The sequence below is a fragment of the Victivallis lenta genome (assembly GCF_009695545.1).
In the GTDB taxonomy this organism is placed as follows: domain Bacteria; phylum Verrucomicrobiota; class Lentisphaeria; order Victivallales; family Victivallaceae; genus Victivallis; species Victivallis lenta.
On record NZ_VUNS01000016.1, the window covers coordinates 1 to 18,504 of the forward strand.

The following is an 18,504-nucleotide window of genomic DNA, read 5'->3' on the forward strand; positions in this document are numbered from 1 at the left end:
GGCATGGCTCCGGCGAAGAACACCTCCTGCCGGGGGCGCCCTTCGTTCGCGCGCCGGATGAATTCGAGACCGATCGATTCAAACTCTTCCGGCGTCCACTCCTCCGGCGGCGGCTCCATGCCGTATTTGCGGAACAGATCCGCGTTGCAGAGGAGGGCGGGGGCCGCGAGGTTGCAGGCGTAGGCGTACTGTCTGCCGCCGTACATCAGCAGATCGCCCGCCGCGCCGTAGTTGCTGCCGGGGTCGAGGCCGTTTTCGCGGGCGAATTCCGTGATGTCCTCAAGCACGCCCATCGGCGCGAACCGCTTTACGGGAACATGGTCGATCAGGTCGCCCGCCATGCCGGAGACCGCCTGGATCAGCGTGCTCTGGTTGTCGGCAGTCTCGAGCTTCACGGTGAAGAGCGGTTCGCCGTTTTCGTCCACGCGCCCGGTTTTCTTCATCCACTCGTGAAACGCCGCGACCTGTTCGACCCGGTCCTGCGAAAGTCCCGCCGTCCAGGAGATCGACGGCCGCGCCTCCCTCTCCCCCGGCGTCAGCGCGGTGTACGCCGACGCGAGCCCGAGCAGGAGCGCGATTATGGCGAACCGCTTCCTCATTTGACTTCAATGATCCGCGCTTGTCCGGGGGAAAGCTCCAGCTTGAGTTCCCCGGTATTCGGATACGGCCTGTCGTTCAGTACATCGCGGAGCCGTTTTCCGGCCGGAGGCGTGAAAGTCAGCGTCCCGCCCGTCTCCTTGTCTGCGGCGACGCCGCAGAAAATATAGCATGCGCCCTGATCCGCGAAAGCTTTGTATTCCAGTTTCCCGGTGGTCTTCACGGTGTCGCTCCATTTCGGCAGCGGATCACCGGCGACGATGGATTGCGAGATTTCCCCGAAGCGGCGGGCCGTATCGAGGACGCGCGGTTTCAGTTCTGCGCATCGGGGATTGACTTTCCTGTCGCGCAAATTGGAATAAGTGAAATAGAAAATTCCCCGTGCGCCCCAGATCACCGGCATGACGAAATTGGACTGGTTGTAGTCGAGCGATGTTGCGGATTGCGCCATGAAATCCTTCTGGCCGTAACAATGGATGACCGGTTTGTCGGGTCCGAGGTTCAGCATGCAGAGCTTGACCGCTTCGGGACCGGTGACTCCGTAAATGATCGCATCCATGCTGTCGCGCAGGTTCGGGTCAGGCCCTTCGTAGGAGAACCATTTATGGGCGGGATCATGGCGCCTGACCGCATCATAGGCCGCCTTGATGACCGGGTACGGCGTGTTCTTGATCGAACGGGTTTCGTCGACGTAATAACCGAAAAGCGCGGGATGGTCTTTGTAGACGTCGAGCCAGTGCGGCAGCCTGGCGGATTCTCCGGCTTTTTCCGTGTAGTCATGCGGAAGCTGAACCATGACGCGGGCGCCGAGTTTCCGGGCGTCGTCCAGCAGCTTCAGGTTTCTGGCGCGTCCCTCTTCATCGCCTTTGTCCACATCGCGGCGGTTGGTCGCATAGGTGTGGATCACATTGAAACCGTTTTTGACCAGTTCCGCGGGCGAAAAATTCCAGCCGTTTCCGGCATAGATGCCGACCGGGAAGAATTTGCGTCCGTCCTCCAGCCTGACTTCGGCGGGGGTTGAAAAATCAACTCCGGCCGGCAGCTTCATGACACGCTGCAGCCTGACCTGCGCGGTAGCGATGAGCGCGTTGTCGGCTTTGCTGTAAAGCTTGCCGATCAAGGTCGATTCGCCGTCCGGAACAGCGGACATCGGAACGAAGATGTTCCGTCCCGCCACCCGGCAGCGGACCATGCGTTCCGGCGTCGGGTAATAGTCGGCTTCGATACGGAACTTTTTTAAATTTTCGTCCGAAAATCCATTGACGATGAAATCTGCGCTCTTCTTTTTCGTATCCGGCAGGATGAAGACATCATCGCTTTCGACTGAGTGGACTTTGAATTCCGGAATCAGCTTCGGAATGTCCTCTTTCGCCAGCTCCGTCGGCTTGAGGATGATGTTGCGGTACCAGAGCTTGATCCGGGAGCGGTTCTGCAAAGTCAGGATCACGTTCCCGTCGACGTTGTCCGCCATTGCGAACAAACCGCGGACAGTGGTCCACTTCTCGCTCGGAACCTGCCACCAGGAACGCATGAATACGCCGGTTCCCCAGAAGGTTGCGTCCGCCTTCAGGCCGGCGTCGAGCCGTGAACGGTAATCATATTGGAATTCGTAGACTTTGCCCGGTTCGAGCTTCAGCGACTGTTTGATTCGAATCTGGTCGACATATTCGGGGCCCGTGAAATAGAGCAGGAAGCCTCCGCCGTCGAGCTTCGTCTCGGTCTCTCCGCCCTTTGGGTTCGGGCGCTGGACCTCCCATTCATGCGGGATGCCGGGGAGCCGGCACGGTTTGGAAAACGTGCCGTTCCTGATCAGGTTGCCGCCGCCGTCCGCCGCTGCCGCGCCTATGGCGGCTGCCAGTGACAGAATTTTCAGAAGATTGCGAAATTTCATGATGGTTTCCACGCTCCTGCAGTTGGATGTTCGGGTTAATCTCCGATCCGGGAAAATGCACCGCGTCCTCCGCCCTGGCTGACCCAGGCCGGGCGGCGGTAGCGGGCGATCGGAATCGAAGAGTTGATGCCCTCTTCGATTCCGGGGCGCGGATTCCGGATCGTCGTGACATGCCCGCCGAAAGCCAGCATATTGCAGACTCTGTTTCCGTTGTGGCGATAACGCATGTAGGAGCCCATGTCGGCGGCGCCGCCGAGTGCCGCGCGACTGTCATGCACCCAGAGGAGATCGGGGGAGCGTTCCCGAAAGCTTGCAATGGCGGTCCGCTTGATTCCCTGCCGGCAGAAGCCTCCCCAGTAATTCGTATCCTCGCTGCCGTTGCCGAACGTGTCGCCGTTGAGCCCGTAGCTGGTCTGCAGGTAGAATTCATCGGCGGTCGGAGAGGCCGGATCGGCCGGCGCCGCCGGTGCGGTATGGCTCGGGCAGAGGAAGAGCTTATAGGTGCCGACATATTTTGCATCCCAGAGCATCCCGGCCCATACGTCGCCCGCCCAGCGCTGACGGTTTCGCATCGGGCAGACGAGGTCGTTGTAGTCGTTCGAATAGGAGTCCAATGCCAGTCCGAGCTGTTTGAGGTTATTTTTGCATGAGGTTGACCGCGCGCTCTCCCTTGCCTGCTGCAGGGCCGGCAGCAGCATCGCCGCCAGAATTGCGATGATCGCGATCACGACCAGCAATTCGATCAGTGTGAAACGCTTTGGATTCATGATTTCCCTCCGTTCGATGGTGAGTTGTTTATGGTAAGCGTTCGGGGAATGCGGAATGCTCTCCCTGCGGTTTGACCGATGACCGGAGGACAAGCGTCGACGGGATCTTTCTGAGCCGTGTTTCTTCGGCAGGCCCGTTGTAGAAGCGTTCGAGCGCCAGGTCGACCGAGGTGCGGCCGATCGCGTACATCGGCACTTTCAGCGTGGTCAGGGGAACCGGCATTTTTTCCGCAATGCCGGTATCGTCGGCGCCGACCAGGGAGAATTCGCCGGGAACCTTGCGTCCCAGCTCCCGCAATGCCGTGAACGTCCGTTCGGCGGTGGCGTCGTTGCTGCAGAAGAAGACGCCCGGCAGCTCTTTTCCGCAGGCTTGAAGCATGTCCCTCAGCGGTTCCAGGGGGGAGGAGAGCTGCGGAATCCGCAGAATCCATTCATCGCGCAGTTCCATCCCGTTCCGGCGGAGGGCGTCGATGGAGCGGGCGGTGCGGCTGCGGTAAGTGTAGTTGAAATAAGGATTCGGCTCGAAACATTCGCCGATGACTCCGATGCGGTGGTGGCCATTCTCCTTCAGGTATCCGGTCAGGGCGGCGAATGCGCCTTCAAGATCGCAGACCACCGAGGCGATCCGCACATCGTGCGAATAGCCGGAGATGAAGATCTGCGGCAGAAAATTCTCCGTCAGAGTCAGCTCGAGCGGACGGTCGGGTGTGAATCCGCGATCGCCGAGGTGGATCATCGCCGTCAGGCGCGACAGCATATTTTTCAGCCATTCGCGCACTTCGGCATCCGGTGTTTCCGGAGGGGGCAGCAGCAACGGCATCGGGGCGTATCCGAGTTCAGCCGCCCGGTCGAAAATTCCGCTCAGGTATTTCAGCGGTGTTGGGGTGTCTCCGCCCGCGAACACCGAGAATTGCCGGGGCAGAATGATGCCGATCGAGGGGAAAGGCGGAATGACCCGGGTAAGTGCATGCGGAGCGATGCAGATCGTTCTGCGCCCGTCCGGCAAATGCAGAATTCCATCGCTGATAAGCTGTTCATAGGCACGGTGAACCGTGTTGCGGTTCAGCATCAGCGATTCCGCCAGCTGCCGTTCCGAAACAAAAGGGCGTCCCGGCAGCGGGCGGCTTCGGAAAATGTCTTCGACGATTCCGCGGCTCAGTTGCAGATGAAGCGGTTCCGCGCCGCCGCGGTTGAGTTTGATCGTCGGCATGTATCTTTTTTCGATCATCTGGCAAACCATTTATTTAATTGACGGCTGTTTCGGTATTAATTATTATACCGGAATGCAAGGCGGATGTCAATACCCCGAACATGCTATTTTATCGATATTATGGTATGCTTATGGGTAATAGTATATTGTGTCGCATCGACTTGAAAATCAATTTATTGCGTCGAAAAAAATACCAGAAGATGAAAGGCCGCGCCGTTTATGGCGCGGTATCGGGAGACGGCGGAAGGAAAAACTTCAATACGTTTTTCTCCGGGCGGAAACGCGGGATAACAGCAGGAGCCGCATTGTCGCCGCCGTTCCCGCCGGGGCGCGGAGCGGACACGCGGTCTATGCGGAATGCTTGCCGCGCCGCATGACGCTGAAGAGTTCCGGGAGCTCCGGCGCACGGCAGAGCAGGCTTCCGCCGAAGTAGAGGACGAGGAACAGCACGCCGAGCACCGCGAAGGCCGGAAACTCCCCGACGTGGCGGAAGGTCAACCGGATGCGGAGCAGCGGGTAGAGCCAGTAAAGCAGCGTCCCGGCGGCAAGCGCGACGCCGAGCGAGCGGGCGAAGGTCCGGATGATGCTGCGGCTGCCGAGCGGAATCCCCTCCTTCTGCAGGTGGCGCAGCAGGAGCGTGTTGTTCAGCATCGAGGCGAGCACGGTGGAGAGCGCGATGCCCCCCTGCTTCAGGTGCCACATCAGGATCAAATTCAGCACGATGTTGCAGCCGATGGCGATCAGCGAATAACGCAGCGTGGTCATCATCATCTTGCGGGCGTTGAACGGTGCGAGAAGCACCTTGATCGAACAGAAGGCCGGAATTCCGGCGCCGTAGAAGATCGCGACCATGCGGGCGGCCATGAGGTCCTCTTCGGTATAGTTTCCGCCGAGGCAGAGGATGCGGATCATCGGTTCCCAGAAAAAGATGACTCCGACCGCCATGGGAACGCAGAGGAAATAGACGTGCCGCAAACTGAAGGTGAGGTCGTGCGAAATTTCGTCGAGATTGCCGCGCGCGGCGGCCCGCGACATCGTCGCGGTCAGCACCGAGCCGAGCGCGATGGCGTAGATGCCGATCGGCAGGTCGATGATGCGGTCCACGTAGTTGAGCGCCGGAACCGCTTTAGGGCCGAGGCAGATCGCCAGCGCGCGGTCGACGAGGAAGCTGATCTGCAGCGCGGCTCCACCGATCATGCCGGGCAGCACAAGCCGCCAGAGCCGCCCGAGAATGCCGCTTTCGCGGAAGGCTTTGCGCGACATGGCCGGAAACCGTCCGGCTTTCCAGAGCAGCAGCAGCATGAGCGCAAGCTGAATTGCGCCGGAGATGAGGACGAGGACCGAAAGGAACTCGAGGAAACCGACCAGCTCAGTTCCGGCCAGGCCGCGGCGGAAAGCCGCGTAGAGGCCGCCGATCAGGAAAAAATTCAGCAGCAGTGCGCCGAGCGCGGGCAGCACGAAGATCTTCCGCGTGTTCAGCACCGCGCCGATCGCGCCGACAAGGCAGATGAAGAACGCATACGGCATCAGCAGCGGCAGGATCATGAGCGCCAGTTGGACGCGTTCGCTGGCCAGTACCGGCAGGAACTCCTGCACGGAGCCGGTGAGGGCAAGGCGGCGCAGCCCGAGCGCTCCTCCGGCGACGACCGCCACCACGAGGGCGAGAATCAGCGAAAGCACCGAAAAGACGATGCCGAGCTCGCGGCGGACCTGCTCCGGCCCGGATTTTGCATCGGTTTCGGAGATGAGCGGAATCAGGGCGGTTCCGAGCGCCCCTTCGCCGAGCAGCCGGCGGAACGTGTTCGGAATCGCGAACGCAAGCCCCCAGGCGCTCGCAATCGCGTCGCCGCCGAGCACGCGCGCTTCAAGCATGACGCGCACGAGCCCGAGCACGCGCGACAGAAGCGTCGCGGCCGATACGCCGAGCGAGCTTTTGAGGATGCCGTGTCCGCCGCCTGTGTTCATGTCACTTCGCGTAGGGTTTCATGGCGTCGAGCATTTCGCGGACGGCCTGCTCCATGCCGGTCATGATGGCGCGGCCGACGATCGAATGGCCGATGTTCAGCTCCGAAAGGTGCGGGATTTCGAGGATTCCGGCGATGTTTTCGTAGTCGATGCCGTGTCCGGCATTGACCGAGAGTCCGAGCTTGTGCGCATGTTCCGCGGCTGCGATCAGGCGGTCGAGCTCCTTTCGCCGCTCCGCGCCGGCGGCGTTCGAATAGGTGCCGGTATGAAGCTCGACATAGTCCGCGCCGGCTTTCGCGGCTGCATCAAGCTGGTCGAATTCCGGATCGATGAAAAGGCTGACGACAATGCCGGCCGCATGAAGCTTCTCCACCGCCGCCGCGACCTTTTCGAGCTGCCCGGCGACATCGAGGCCGCCTTCAGTGGTCAGCTCCTGGCGTTTCTCCGGCACGAGGCAGCTGCTGTGCGGCCTGACCTCGCAGGCGATGCGGACCATCTCGCCGGTGACCGCCATCTCCATATTCAGATTCTTCACATGGGCGGCGAGTTCGCGGATGTCGGCGTCCTGGATATGGCGGCGGTCCTCGCGCAGGTGCGCGGTGATGCCCCAGGCTCCAGCCTTCTCCGCGAGGAGGGCGCCTTCGAGCGGCCGCGGGGCGGCGGCTTTGCGCGCCTGCCGCACGGTGGCGATATGGTCGATGTTCACTCCGAGCTTCAGCATGATGATTCTCCTTCTATTTGCGCAGTTTCAGCTGCGGCCGGACGGTTGTACCCCGCGGCGAGCGCCGCGGCGGACTGGATGTCGTCGGTCACGATCCCGATGCGGCGGGGGCGGGCCGCAAGGCCGCCCGCCGCTTCGACGAGGGTTCTGATATCGTCAGCGCTCCATCCGCTCCCGGTTTCGGGCTCGGGGTGAAGCGCGAAAAAGTCACTGTAAAAGCGGAGACGGTGAAGCGCCTCCCTGTCCGGTGCTCCCGGCGTACATTCGAGCGAAAGCGAGATGCCGGGATACAGCAGGTCGCGGAGCAGCCGCACATAAGAGTCCGCATTTCCCGGCAGCCGGACGCCGAGGCGCAGCTTCAGGCGGTATTCGTCGAGAATGCCGAAACTGCCGTGCAACAGCAGGACCAGGGCGTCGCGGTAGGCCGGCTCCCGGAACATGCGTTCCCAGTCGAAACGGAGCCCGACCTCGGAGCACCGCAGTTCGAGCGCACGCTTGCAGCGCGCCCGGAAAAAACGGGCGAATTCGATCCTGAGCGCCGTGTTCTGCTCCGGCAGCAGCGCGGCGATTTCGTAGGCGACGAGTTCGCGCGGAACGATCGCGACCTTGCCGGAAGCGATCCTGTGCAGCTTCATGCGCAGTTCGGCGCTGTCGAACGCACCGCCCGGCACGGCGAGGAAGGCGAGCCCTTTCGGGTACGGTTCCGGCATCCGGGCGAAGCCGTCCTCGCTGGAGAAGACCACGCCGAATTCGACCGGCGGATTCATAGGAACCCCGCTTCCCGCAAAGTGTCCATCGTGATGTCGGACTTCGGCTCCGGCGCCCGGCCGGAACGCAGTTCGAACTGGCGGCGCACATATTTGCCGATGACATCCCCTTCGAGATTGACGAGGGAGCCCGGCGTCCGTTCGACGAGGGCCGTGTCGCTGCGGGTGACCGGGATCAGCCGCACCGTGAAGAAATCGCCGCCGACCTCGATCACGGTCAGCGACACGCCGTCGATTGCGATGCTCCCCTTTTCGACGAGTTCCGGCGCAAGCAGCTCCGGCAGCGCGACGCGGAGCTCAAAGTCGCCGTCCGGCATCTTCCGGTAATCCAGCACGGGGGCGGCGGCGTCGATGTGGCCGGAGACGATGTGCCCGCCGAGCCGGTCGCCGACGCGGAGCGCGCGTTCGATGTTCAGCAGCGATCCCGGCTTGAGCCTGCCGAGATTCGTCCGCCGCTGGGTTTCGGCCAGGGTGAAGAATTCGAGCGTGCCGCCCGGCAGCTCGCGCTCAAGCGTCAGGCAGCAGCCGTTGACCGCGACGCTCTCGCCGTACTGCGGATCCGCAAACGGTTTCGACGGGCGCAGCGTCAGGTGCTCCCCATGCAGATTGACCAGGACGCCGGTCATTTCCACCAGGCCGGTAAACATCGTTATTCCTCCAGATCTCCGGATATGGCGATATCCTCGCCGTAATGAGTCACTTTTACATTGTGCAGCTTGCGCGCGAACTCCATCGACTCGGGGTTGTTCCCGCCGAGCACAGGGCGGCTGTCGCGGCCGCCCAGCAGCTTCGGCGCGATATGGAATTCGACCGTATCGACCACGCCCGCGTCGATCGCCGCCGCCGCGAGCTCGCCGCCGCCTTCGATCAGGAGGCAGGTGATGTTGCGCGCGCCGAGGCGGACCATCAGGCTGTGCCACTCCTCGTTCGTCTCGAGTTCGACGCGTTCGGCATTGCCGTCCGGAAAAAAGAACGCGACCTCTTCGTCATCCATGCTGCGGCTTGCGATGATCCGGAGCGGCTGCCGCGGCCACGAATCCGGCTCGCGCACCGTCAGCTGCGGCCGGTCCTGCCGCACGGTTTCGCCGCCGACCATGATTGCGTCACTGAGGCGGCGCAGCGCCTGAACCCGCCGCCGCGCTTCCGGCCCCGTGATCCATTTCGATTCGCCGGAGGCGGTCGCGATCTTGCCGTCGAGCGTCATCGCCATTTTCAGAATTACGAACGGTTTTCCGGTTGCGATCCACTTGAAGAACGGCCGGTTCAGCTCGCTGCAGGCGCTCTGCTCGACGCCGACCGTGACTTCGATGCCGGCCGCCCGCAGAAGCTCGATGCCGCGCCCGGCGTGGTGCGGATTCGGGTCGGACGAACCGATGACGACCCGTTTGACGCCGCTGGCCAGAATCGCATCGGTACACGGCGGCGTCCGCCCGGTCGTACAGCATGGCTCGAGCGTCACATAGAGCGTCGCTCCCTTCGCGTCGAAGCCGTGGCGGGCCACGTCAGCGAACGCGTTGACCTCGGCATGGGCCTCCCCGGCCTTGAAATGGTAACCGCGGCCGATGATGACGCCGTCGCGCACGACGACGGCGCCGACCATCGGATTCGGGCTGGTCAGCCCCCAGCCCATCCGGGCGAGGCCGAGCGCCTCCTGCATGAATAATCGATCGGTACTGTCTTCACTCATCGCTTGCTTCTTCTCCTCACTCTTCGCGCGGGGCCTCTTCGCCGAACAGGGCGTCGGCGTAATATTCGGGACTGAACGGCTGCAGGTCCTCCGGCTGCTCGCCGAGCCCGATGAAAAACGTCGGCAGCTCGAACTCCTGGTGCAGCGCGACGACCATGCCGCCCTTGCCGGTTCCGTCCAGCTTGGTCAGCACGAGCCCGGTCACGCCGGTGGTTTTCGAAAATTCGCGCGCCTGGTTCAGCACATTGCCGCCGAGGCTCGCGTCGACGGTCAGCCAGACTTCGTGCGGCGCGCCCGGGTAAACCTTTTCGATCGAACGGCGGATCTTCGCGAGTTCGTCCATCAGCCCCTTCTGGTTGTGCTGGCGCCCGGCCGTGTCGATCAGCAGATAGTCCGCATTGCGGGCGAGAGCGGCCTGGGTCGCGTCATAGGCGACGCTGGCCGGATCGGCGCCGTGCTTGGCGGAAACGACCTGCGAATCGGTCCGCTCTCCCCAGAGCTGGAGCTGCTCGACCGCCGCGGCGCGGAACGTGTCGCAGGCCGCAAGGACCACGCGCCTGCCGTCGGCACGGAACCGTGCCGCAAGCTTGCCGATGGTCGTGGTCTTGCCGCTGCCGTTCACGCCGACCATCAGGATCACGGTCGGTTTGCCGGGCTCCCCGGTATGGATCGCTCTTGCACGCTGGCGCAGGATGTCCTTGACGGTTTCGGAGGCGATCCGGGCGAGATCGGCGTTGGTCGCGATGGCGCCGCGTTCATACCGGTCCCGGATTTCGCCGACGATGCGGAGCGATGCGGGCACACCGAAATCCGCCGCGATCAGCAGCTCTTCGAGCTCGTCGAAGCTTTCGGCGCTGTGCGCCTTGACGCCGGTGAAGATCGAGCCGATCGTCCGGGCTACTTTGGTGGTGGTTTTTTCGAGTCCCCGTTTGAAGATCGAGAAGATCGATTTCATTCCTGCCCGCCTTTCGGTTGCCTGTCGCCGCGCGGATTCCGCTTCAGGGTGTCCTTGACGCCGTTCAGGACGCCGTTGATGAAGTTGCCGGCCTCTTCCCCCGAATAGTCGCGCGCGATGCCGACCGCTTCGTCGATGCTGACCACCGGCGGGACATCCTCCATATAGAGCATTTCCGCGACCGCGATGCGCATGATATTGCGGTCGACGAGCGAAATCCGCTCGAGGTCCCAGTTCTCGGTGCGTTTCCGGATCGTCGCATCGATCTCTTCGCCGTTCAGCGCGACGGTGAGGTAGAGCTTTTCCGCATACTCCCTCGCCTTGCGGCCGAGCCGGTTCTCCTTCAGGTCGTGTTCCGCCCTGATCTGGTCGAAGAAAAGGCCGAAAGTCACGGCGTCCGGCAGTTCGTGCCGCATGTCGCAGCGGAACAGATACTGCATGGCCAGCTCGCGGCCGATCCGCTTCGCGTGGGGAACCGGACCGGGTTTTTCACTGCAGTCGTCGTCGAACATCACCGGATCGCCTTGCTGAGGTTCGCCATTTCAATCGCGGCAACAGCGGCATCGACGCCCTTGTTGCCGGCCTTGGTTCCGCTGCGCTCGATCGCCTGCTCGAGATTCTCGGCCGTGATCATGCCGTAGGTGACCGGCGTGCCGGATTCGAGCCCGAGCTGCGCGAGGCACTTGGCGACTTCGGAGTTGATGTAGCCCGCGTGCGGCGTTGCGCCCTGGATAACCACGCCGAGCGCGAGAACCGCATCGAATTTTCCGGTCTGAAGCAGCTTCTTCACCGCGAACGGGATCTCGTACGATCCCGGAACATAGGCCACGGCCACATCCGCCGCGTCTCCGCCGTGGCGGACGATCGCATCCATCGCGCCGTCCAGCAGCTTGCTTACAAAGAAATCGTTGAACCGGGCGCAGACGATCCCGAACTTGAGGCCCTTCGCGTCGAGATTCCCTTCAAAAACCGTTCCGGCACTTTTGCTGTTGCTCATCCGTAACACCTTTCAGATTGCTGTTGTCGTTATCAATCAACCCGGCGCCGCCGCCGTGGCATTGCGCCGCCGCCGGTTTCTCCCGCGGCGGCGCGACTGTTATCTCAATTCCACCTTGAGCTCGTTCTTCAGTTTTTCGCGCAGCTTTTCGAAGCGCGCGTTCACCTCCGCGTCAGTCAGCGTCCGTTCGCCGTTGCGGAAGGTCAGCTGGTAGGCCATGCTTTTCCGGCCGTCCTTTTCGAAGATGTCGAAGAGCCGGACCGATTCGAGGTCGGCCGGTTTCGCTCTGCGGATGAATTCCAGCACGTCCGCATGGGTCAGGCCGGCCGGAGCGACGAACGCCACATCGCGGCTCGTCGCCGGGAACAGCGAGAACGGCACATAGTAGCCGGCGCCGTGATCGGCTCCGAGCAGCACCGCCGCGTCGAGCTGGGCGGCGAAGACCGGATAGGTCGTCCGCCATCCCTTCGTGAGATTGCGCGAAAGCTCGCCGAACATGCCGGCCTTCTTCCCTTCGATCTGGACTTCGGCGGCATGTCCCTTCCGGAACCGCGCATCGTCGGCCGGCACAAACCGGTACCGCTTGATGTTCATGAGCTCGAAAATGGATTCGAGCGCGCCCTTGAGGTCGTAGAAATCATACTGGAGCTTCTGTTCGTCCGAATAGCGCTCCGGATGCTTCAGCCCGGTCAGCGCCATGCAGAGCTCAAACCGCTCTTCCGGGAACAGTTCCGGATTCCGGCAGAACGCCTTGCCGATTTCGAACAGTTTCTGGGTCAGGTTTCGCCGCGAGATGTTCCGCTCGAGCGTGCCGAGCATTTCGCCGAGCAGGCTCGGGCGCATGATGGCAAGCTCAAGGCTGATCGGGTTCGAGAGACGGATCAGGTCCGCTTCGCCGAACCGGCTGTCCGAAAGCGCCGATTCACGGTTCACGGTGCTGTAATGCAGACACTCGCAGAAGCCGGTCGCGATGATTTTGTTCCGCATGGTTTCGAGCGGCAGGTAGGCGTCTTCGCGGATTGAGGCGCAGAGTTTGCCGGTGACCGGAATCTCCGGAATTTTGTCGAGCCCGTCGATGCGGGCGACCTCTTCGATCAGGTCCGCCTCGCGTTCGAGATCGAGTCGGAAGAGCGGCGCCGTGACGGTACAGCCGGTATCGGTCACCTCATCGACCTTCAGATGCAGCGCCCGGAAGATTTCGACGATGCGTTCGTTCGACACCTGTGTGCCGATCAGCGCGCGGACCCGGTCGAACCGGCAAGGAATCACTTTCTCCTCCGGCCGCCCAGCATTCACGTCGACGAGTTCGCTGCCGAGCTCTCCGCCCGCGGTTTCGAGGATCAGCTGCGCCGCGCGGTTCGAGGCGAATTCCGCCATATCCCAGTCGACGCCGCGTTCATAACGGTAGCTCGAGTCGCTCGAGATGCCGAGCTCGCGGCTCGTTGCGCGGATGTTCGACGAGAAGAAAACCGCGCTCTCCAGCAGCACATCAGTCGTCGCCTCGGTCACGCCGGAGAACTCGCCGCCCATCACGCCGGCGAGCGCCATCGGCTTTTCGGCGTCGGCGATCACGAGGTGGCGCGGTTCGAGCGTCAGGGTCTTGCCGTCGAGCGTGGTGATCGTCTCCCCGGACTTTGCGCGGCGGGCGACGACGCGCCCCTCCCTGAGCTTTGAGCGGTCGAACGCATGCAGCGGCTGGCCGAGCTCCATCATGACGTAGTTCGTCACGTCGACCACATTGTTGATCGGGCGCAGCCCGACGCTCTCGAGCGCCTTCTGCAGCCACTCCGGAGACGGGCCGACCTTCACGTTGCGGATCAGCCGCCCGGTGTAGCGGCGGCAGAGGTCCGGCGCTTCGACCGTGACCAGGCCCGGAGCCGGAATCGTGCACGGCGGCACCTTCACCTCCGGCAGCTTCGCCTCGGTGCCGAGCAGGCAGGAGACATCGCGCGCGACGCCCCACATCGAAAGCCAGTCGGGACGGTTCGGCGTGACTTCGATCTCAATCCGGGTGTCCCCCGGAAACAGCGTTTCGACCGGCAGCCCGAGCTCGGTATCGGCGGCAAGCAGCATGAGGCCGTCGTGATTGTCGGAGAGCCCGAGCTCCTTCTCGCTGCACATCATCCCCTGCGACTCGATGCCGCGGAGCTTCGACTTCTTGATTTTGAAATCGCCCTCCGGCGTATGGAAGACGGTTCCGATCGTGGCGACCGGAACGACATTGCCGGGGTCGCAGTTCGGCGCGCCGCAGACGATCTGCAGCGTGCTGCTGCCGGTATCGACCGTACAGACCGACATATGGTCCGAATCGGGGTGCGGCGCCCGGGTCAGGATTTTGCCGACGACCACGCCGGCCGGAACGGTTCCGGCCGTTTCGACGGCTTCGACTTCGATTCCGGCCATCGTCAGCTTGTCGCAGAGAGTCGCGAGGTCGCAGTCGATCGTGACGTATTTGGCCAGCCAGTTGCGCGAAATATTCATTTTGAGTGGGTCCTCATGTCGGTTCAGAATTGTTCGAGGAAACGGACGTCGTTTTCATACAGATACCGCAGGTCCGGAATCCGGTAGCGCAGCATCGCGAGCCGTTCGATTCCGAGGCCGAACGCGTAGCCGCTCCAGATTTCGGGGTCGTAACCGACGTTCTTGAGCACGTTCGGATCGACCATGCCGGCTCCGGCGATTTCGATCCAGCCCGAGTTCTTGCAGACCGGGCAGCCCTTGCCGCCGCACATGATGCAGGAAAAATCATATTCGACCGATGGTTCGGTGAACGGGAAGAAGTGCGGCCGCAGCCGGATCTTCACCTTCGGCCCGTACATCTCGGTCGCAAAGGTGCGCAGCACGCTCTTGAGGTCGGCCATCGAAACGTTCCGGTCGATGTAGAGCCCTTCGATCTGGTGGAAGTTCATGCCGTGGGTCGCGTCCGGCGTATCGCGGCGGAACACGCGCCCCGGCGCGACGATGCGGACCGGCGGCTCGTGCGACTCCATCGTGCGGATCTGCACCGGGCTGGTCTGCGTGCGCAGGATGCGGCCGTCGTCGAAATAGAACGTGTCCTGCGGATCGCGCGACGGGTGATCCATTGGCGTATTCAGCGCATCGAAGTTGTGGAAGATGTCCTCGATCTCGGGCCCCTCCGAAACGATGAAGCCCATGCGGCGGAAAAGGTTCGCGCACTCGTCCGCGACGATTGTGACCGGGTGCTTGTGCCCGCAGCTCCAGCGCCGTCCGGGCAGGGAAAGGTCGATCGCATCCGCCGCCGTCTCCGGCGCGGCGGCGAGCCGGGCCGTCGCCTCGTCGATCATGGCCTGGATCTTGTTGCGGCCTTCGTTGAAGGCGCGACCGGTCTCCTTGCGTTCTTCGGGCGCGACGCTCCCCATCTCCTTCGACAGGGCCGGGAACAGCCCGTTCCGTCCGAGATAGTCGATCCGGATCTGTTCGACGGCGGCGGCGTCTCCCGCGGCGGCGGCCTGCGCCGACGCTTCGCTCAGCGCCCGGTTGATTTTTTCGATAATCGCATTCATAAGATTTTCTGTTCCTGAAGTATATCCATCATGCCGCCTGCGGCGGCTCAATTCCGAGTTCCGGCAAATCTTCCCGCCGCCGGATGACCCGAATTCGCCCCGGCGGGGCGCCCTCGGTGCATCAGGCGGCGGCAGCTAAATCGCTTTGTTCCGTACGGCATGTTCCCGTTCCCTGTTGAAATCGGCCCTGCATGAAAAGCAAAAACAGCTTGAAGCCGGTGAAAAAAGTCACCACCTTCAAGCTGTATCAGCATGTATTACGAGCCTCAGGCCTGGGTGACTTTTTCCACCAGGGCCTTAAACTCCGCGGGTTCGTTGACCGCGAGATCGGCCAGAACCTTGCGGTTCAGCTCGATGTTCGCCTTCTTGAGCCCGTTCATGAACTTGCTGTAGTTCACATCGAGCGCGCGGCAGGCCGCATTGATGCGCACGATCCAGAGACCGCGGTACTGCTGCTTCTTCTGCTTGCGGCCCTTGTACGAGTGAACGCCCGCCTTGTCGACCGCATCGTAAACGGTGCGGATGTTCTTGCTCGCGTTCCCGTAGAAACCCTTGGCGCGTTCCAGCGTACGCTTGCGGCGCTTGCGCGACGGCACGGCATAAGTGACTCTCGACATTTCTGAATTCCTCCGTCGTTGTTGATTAGAGACCGTACGGGAGCGCGGCCTTGATCCGGCTCATTTCGGTCGACTTCACGGCTCCGTCCTGACGGAGACGACGACGGCGCTTGGCGTTCTTCGACGACTTCAGATGTCGGGCGCCCGCCTTGTGGTGCCGGAACTTGCCGGTTCCGGTCTGCTTGAGCCGCTTGGCGGCACATTTTCTGGTCTTCAGCTTCGGCATTGTTCGGTTCCTTCCTGATAATCAAGGATTGTTCTCCGCCGAGCCGGTCAATGCGCCACCGGCTGCGGCGGTTCGCTCCTCCCCTTATTTGGGAGCGAAATTCACGGAAATATTTCTCCCGAGCATCTTCGGTTTCCCGTCGGCGTCCGCATGCGGAGCCAGCTCGGCCATGACCTGATCCATCAGCTGGTAAGCCAGATCCTGATGGGCCATTTCGCGGCCGCGAAGTGCCAGAGTGACTTTTAATCTACACCCTTTTCCCAAAAAGTCAAGCGCATGCTTGATCTTTGTCTCATAATCGTGACTGTCGATGTTGACGTGAAATTTGACTTCCTTCAGTTTCTGGGCAGCGGAATTCTTGCGCTGCGTCTTCAGATTTTTCTTCTGCTCATACTGAAGCTTGCCGAAATTCATGATGCGGACCACCGGCGGCGTGGAACGGTCCGATACCAGAACCAGGTCCAGGCCGGCACCCTGCGCCAGCTCACGCGCCTTCGCCAGCGGCACCACATCCATCTGTTCGCCTTCCGGCCCGATCAGACGGACTTGATCCGCAGTGAATGTACGATCATTGGGTTTCAACAACTTAGCAATAGCGATACCCTCCTTCCAAACAGCTTGTCATCTGCTATGCTTCCGCGCCGGAATCACACCGGCGCGGCTTGTCGTATTCAATACAATACTTTAAACAATCTTATTTTCAACCTCGAAACGCATTTTTTCCGCAAGTTGTTCGATCGAAAGCGTTCCGAGTTCCCCTTCGCGGCGGCTGCGGGCGGCAACCGCGCCCTCCTCCGCTTCGCGTTCGCCGACGACGAGCAGATACGGAATGCGCGCGTTGCGGGCATCCTTGATCTTCGCCCCGAGGCTCGAGGCCCGGACATCGGTTTCGACCCGGAACCCCTTCCGGCGCAGCTCAAGTTCGACCTGCTTCGCGTAGTCGAGCTGCTTCTCCGACACCGGCAGCAGCCGGGCCTGTTCCGGCGCAAGCCACATCGGGAACGCCCCCGCATACTGCTCGATCAGGATTCCGAAGAACCGCTCGAGCGAGCCCATCAGGGCGCGGTGCACCATGTACGGCCGATGCTTCTTGCCGTCCTCGCCGATGTAGGTCATGTCGAACCGCTCCGGCAGATTGAAGTCGAACTGGATCGTCGCGGTCTGCCATTCGCGGCCGATCGCGTCTTTGACTTTCAGGTCGATCTTCGGGCCGTAGAAAGCGCCGCCGCCCTCGTCGACTTCGCAGTCGAGCCCGAGCTTGTCGACCGCTTTCTGCAGCGAGGTGATCGCTTTTTCCCAGCGCTCCGGTTCGCCGACCGCCTTGGCCGGGCGGGTCGAGAGATACGGCTTGATTTCGGTAAAACCGAAGCATTTCCAGATGTAGAGGCTGAAGCGCAGCACTTCGGCGATTTCATCCTCGATCTGCTCCGGAGTGCAGATGATGTGCGAGTCGTCCTGCGTGAAGCCGCGGACGCGCAGCAGCCCGTGCAGCGCGCCGGACTTCTCGTAACGGTAGACCGTGCCGAGCTCGGCCCAGCGCAACGGCAGCTCGCGGTAGGAGCGCAGCCGCGACTGGTAGACCTCGATGTGGAACGGACAGTTCATCGGCTTGACATAGTAATCCTTTTCATCGATCTGCATCGAGGAATACATGCCTTCACGGTAGAAATCGAGGTGTCCGCTCGTCTCCCACAGAATGCTCTGGCCGATGTGCGGCGTGTAGAGCAGCTGGTAGCCGTTCCTGTAATGCTCTTCCTTCCAGAACGTTTCGAAGGTGTGGCGGATGAACGCCCCCTTCGGATGCCAGAGCACGAGGCCCGGCCCGACGTTTTCCGAAAAGCTGAAGAGGTCGAGCTCCTGTCCGAGCTTGCGGTGGTCGCGCTTGGCCGCTTCCTCCTGCATGCGGATGTGCTCTTTGAGCTCCTCCTCGCTTGCGAAGGCGGTGCCGTAGATGCGCTGCAGCATTTTGTTTTTCTCGTCGCCGCGGAAGTAGCTTCCGGCGATCGACAGCAGCTTCACGGCGCCGATGTCGCCGCTGTTCGCGACGTGCGGGCCGCGGCAGAGGTCGACAAAGTCGCCGGTCTTGTAAAAACCGATCTTCTCGCCTTCCGGAATATCGGCGAGCCGCTCGAGCTTGTAGGGCTGTCCGGCCTCCTTCAGCATCTTTTCGGCTTCGGCGCGCGGGAGCTCGAAGTGCTCGAACGGCAGCTTGCGGCCGATCAGCTTCTTCATCTGCTTCTCGATCTCCTTCAGGTCCTCATTGACCAGGCGATGCTCCATGTCGAAGTCGTAGTAGAAGCCGTTTTCGGTCGCGGGGCCGATGTCGAACTTCGCATCCGGATAAAGTTTCTGGACCGCCGCGGCCATCACATGGGCCGCGCTGTGGCGGATCGTATCCAACGGGTAGTTGCTCATTTTTAAAGTCCTTCAGTCAATCAATCGATCAGTACGGAATCAAACACGGTGCGATTTCCGCGCCCGGTCACGCCCGCGTCGGTGACGCGGGGGAATCCTCTCTCGGTTGATTTCAACTTTCTGTTCATCATGACACCTTATCGTCAACGTCCGCCGGTCCGGGCG

Annotated in this window: 16 protein-coding genes and 2 pseudogenes; all 18 read right to left on the reverse strand. The window is 61.9% G+C overall.

Annotated features, from left to right (window positions below):
- A pseudogene (locus FYJ85_RS13975) lies at positions 1–599 on the reverse strand (hypothetical protein); the annotation flags it as partial.
- Positions 596–2,488 (reverse strand): hypothetical protein, encoded by a 1,893-nt coding sequence (locus FYJ85_RS13980; RefSeq protein WP_154419269.1) that lies wholly within the window; start codon positions 2,486–2,488, stop codon positions 596–598. The gene FYJ85_RS13980 and the pseudogene FYJ85_RS13975, both read right to left, overlap by 4 nt.
- 590 nt (positions 2,489–3,078) lie before the next feature.
- Positions 3,079–3,255 (reverse strand): annotated as a pseudogene (locus tag FYJ85_RS24455) (DUF1559 family PulG-like putative transporter); the annotation flags it as partial.
- Positions 3,256–3,283: 28 nt separating this feature from the next.
- Positions 3,284–4,483 (reverse strand): substrate-binding domain-containing protein, encoded by a 1,200-nt coding sequence (locus tag FYJ85_RS13990; protein WP_206213197.1) that lies wholly within the window; start codon positions 4,481–4,483, stop codon positions 3,284–3,286.
- Between the two features lie 330 nt (positions 4,484–4,813).
- Complete coding sequence (gene murJ, locus FYJ85_RS13995) at positions 4,814–6,430, reverse strand: murein biosynthesis integral membrane protein MurJ (protein WP_106053787.1); 1,617 nt, start codon at positions 6,428–6,430, stop codon at positions 4,814–4,816.
- A 1-nt stretch (position 6,431) separates the two neighbouring features.
- Positions 6,432–7,157, reverse strand: a complete 726-nt coding sequence (locus FYJ85_RS14000) for a pyridoxine 5'-phosphate synthase (protein WP_177995244.1) — start codon at positions 7,155–7,157, stop codon at positions 6,432–6,434.
- The gene (locus tag FYJ85_RS14005) at positions 7,145–7,918 is read right to left on the reverse strand and encodes a hypothetical protein (protein WP_154419272.1); all 774 of its coding nucleotides are present in this window, start codon (positions 7,916–7,918) and stop codon (positions 7,145–7,147) included. Before FYJ85_RS14005 ends, FYJ85_RS14000 begins: the two co-directional genes overlap by 13 nt.
- Complete coding sequence (locus tag FYJ85_RS14010; RefSeq protein WP_106053784.1) at positions 7,915–8,565, reverse strand: riboflavin synthase; 651 nt, start codon at positions 8,563–8,565, stop codon at positions 7,915–7,917. Before FYJ85_RS14010 ends, FYJ85_RS14005 begins: the two co-directional genes overlap by 4 nt.
- A gap of 2 nt (positions 8,566–8,567) precedes the next feature.
- Entirely contained in the window at positions 8,568–9,605 is a 1,038-nt protein-coding gene (gene ribD, locus FYJ85_RS14015; RefSeq protein WP_206213198.1) for a bifunctional diaminohydroxyphosphoribosylaminopyrimidine deaminase/5-amino-6-(5-phosphoribosylamino)uracil reductase RibD, read from the reverse strand.
- A gap of 16 nt (positions 9,606–9,621) precedes the next feature.
- Positions 9,622–10,560 (reverse strand): signal recognition particle-docking protein FtsY, encoded by a 939-nt coding sequence (ftsY, locus tag FYJ85_RS14020; RefSeq protein WP_154419273.1) that lies wholly within the window; start codon positions 10,558–10,560, stop codon positions 9,622–9,624.
- Entirely contained in the window at positions 10,557–11,072 is a 516-nt protein-coding gene (gene nusB / locus FYJ85_RS14025; RefSeq protein ID WP_106053781.1) for a transcription antitermination factor NusB, read from the reverse strand. Before nusB ends, ftsY begins: the two co-directional genes overlap by 4 nt.
- Entirely contained in the window at positions 11,072–11,557 is a 486-nt protein-coding gene (gene ribH, locus FYJ85_RS14030; protein WP_154419274.1) for a 6,7-dimethyl-8-ribityllumazine synthase, read from the reverse strand. The genes nusB and ribH overlap by 1 nt, the downstream gene beginning before the upstream one ends.
- Positions 11,558–11,656: 99 nt before the next feature.
- A complete protein-coding gene (gene pheT, locus FYJ85_RS14035) occupies positions 11,657–14,038 on the reverse strand; it encodes a phenylalanine--tRNA ligase subunit beta (protein WP_154419275.1) in 2,382 nt (793 codons plus the stop codon).
- A gap of 23 nt (positions 14,039–14,061) precedes the next feature.
- On the reverse strand, positions 14,062–15,072 hold the full coding sequence (gene pheS / locus FYJ85_RS14040; protein ID WP_418393268.1) for a phenylalanine--tRNA ligase subunit alpha: 1,011 nt from the start codon (positions 15,070–15,072) through the stop codon (positions 14,062–14,064).
- 275 nt (positions 15,073–15,347) lie between these two features.
- Positions 15,348–15,698, reverse strand: a complete 351-nt coding sequence (gene rplT / locus FYJ85_RS14045; RefSeq protein ID WP_106053777.1) for a 50S ribosomal protein L20 — start codon at positions 15,696–15,698, stop codon at positions 15,348–15,350.
- Positions 15,699–15,723: 25 nt separating this feature from the next.
- Positions 15,724–15,924, reverse strand: coding sequence for a 50S ribosomal protein L35 (rpmI, locus tag FYJ85_RS14050; protein WP_106053776.1), 201 nt, complete (start codon positions 15,922–15,924; stop codon positions 15,724–15,726).
- 84 nt (positions 15,925–16,008) lie between these two features.
- Positions 16,009–16,509 (reverse strand): translation initiation factor IF-3, encoded by a 501-nt coding sequence (gene infC, locus FYJ85_RS14055; protein WP_158704054.1) that lies wholly within the window; start codon positions 16,507–16,509, stop codon positions 16,009–16,011.
- A gap of 99 nt (positions 16,510–16,608) precedes the next feature.
- The gene (thrS, locus tag FYJ85_RS14060; protein ID WP_154419276.1) at positions 16,609–18,339 is read right to left on the reverse strand and encodes a threonine--tRNA ligase; all 1,731 of its coding nucleotides are present in this window, start codon (positions 18,337–18,339) and stop codon (positions 16,609–16,611) included.
- Positions 18,340–18,504: the final 165 nt, after the last annotated feature.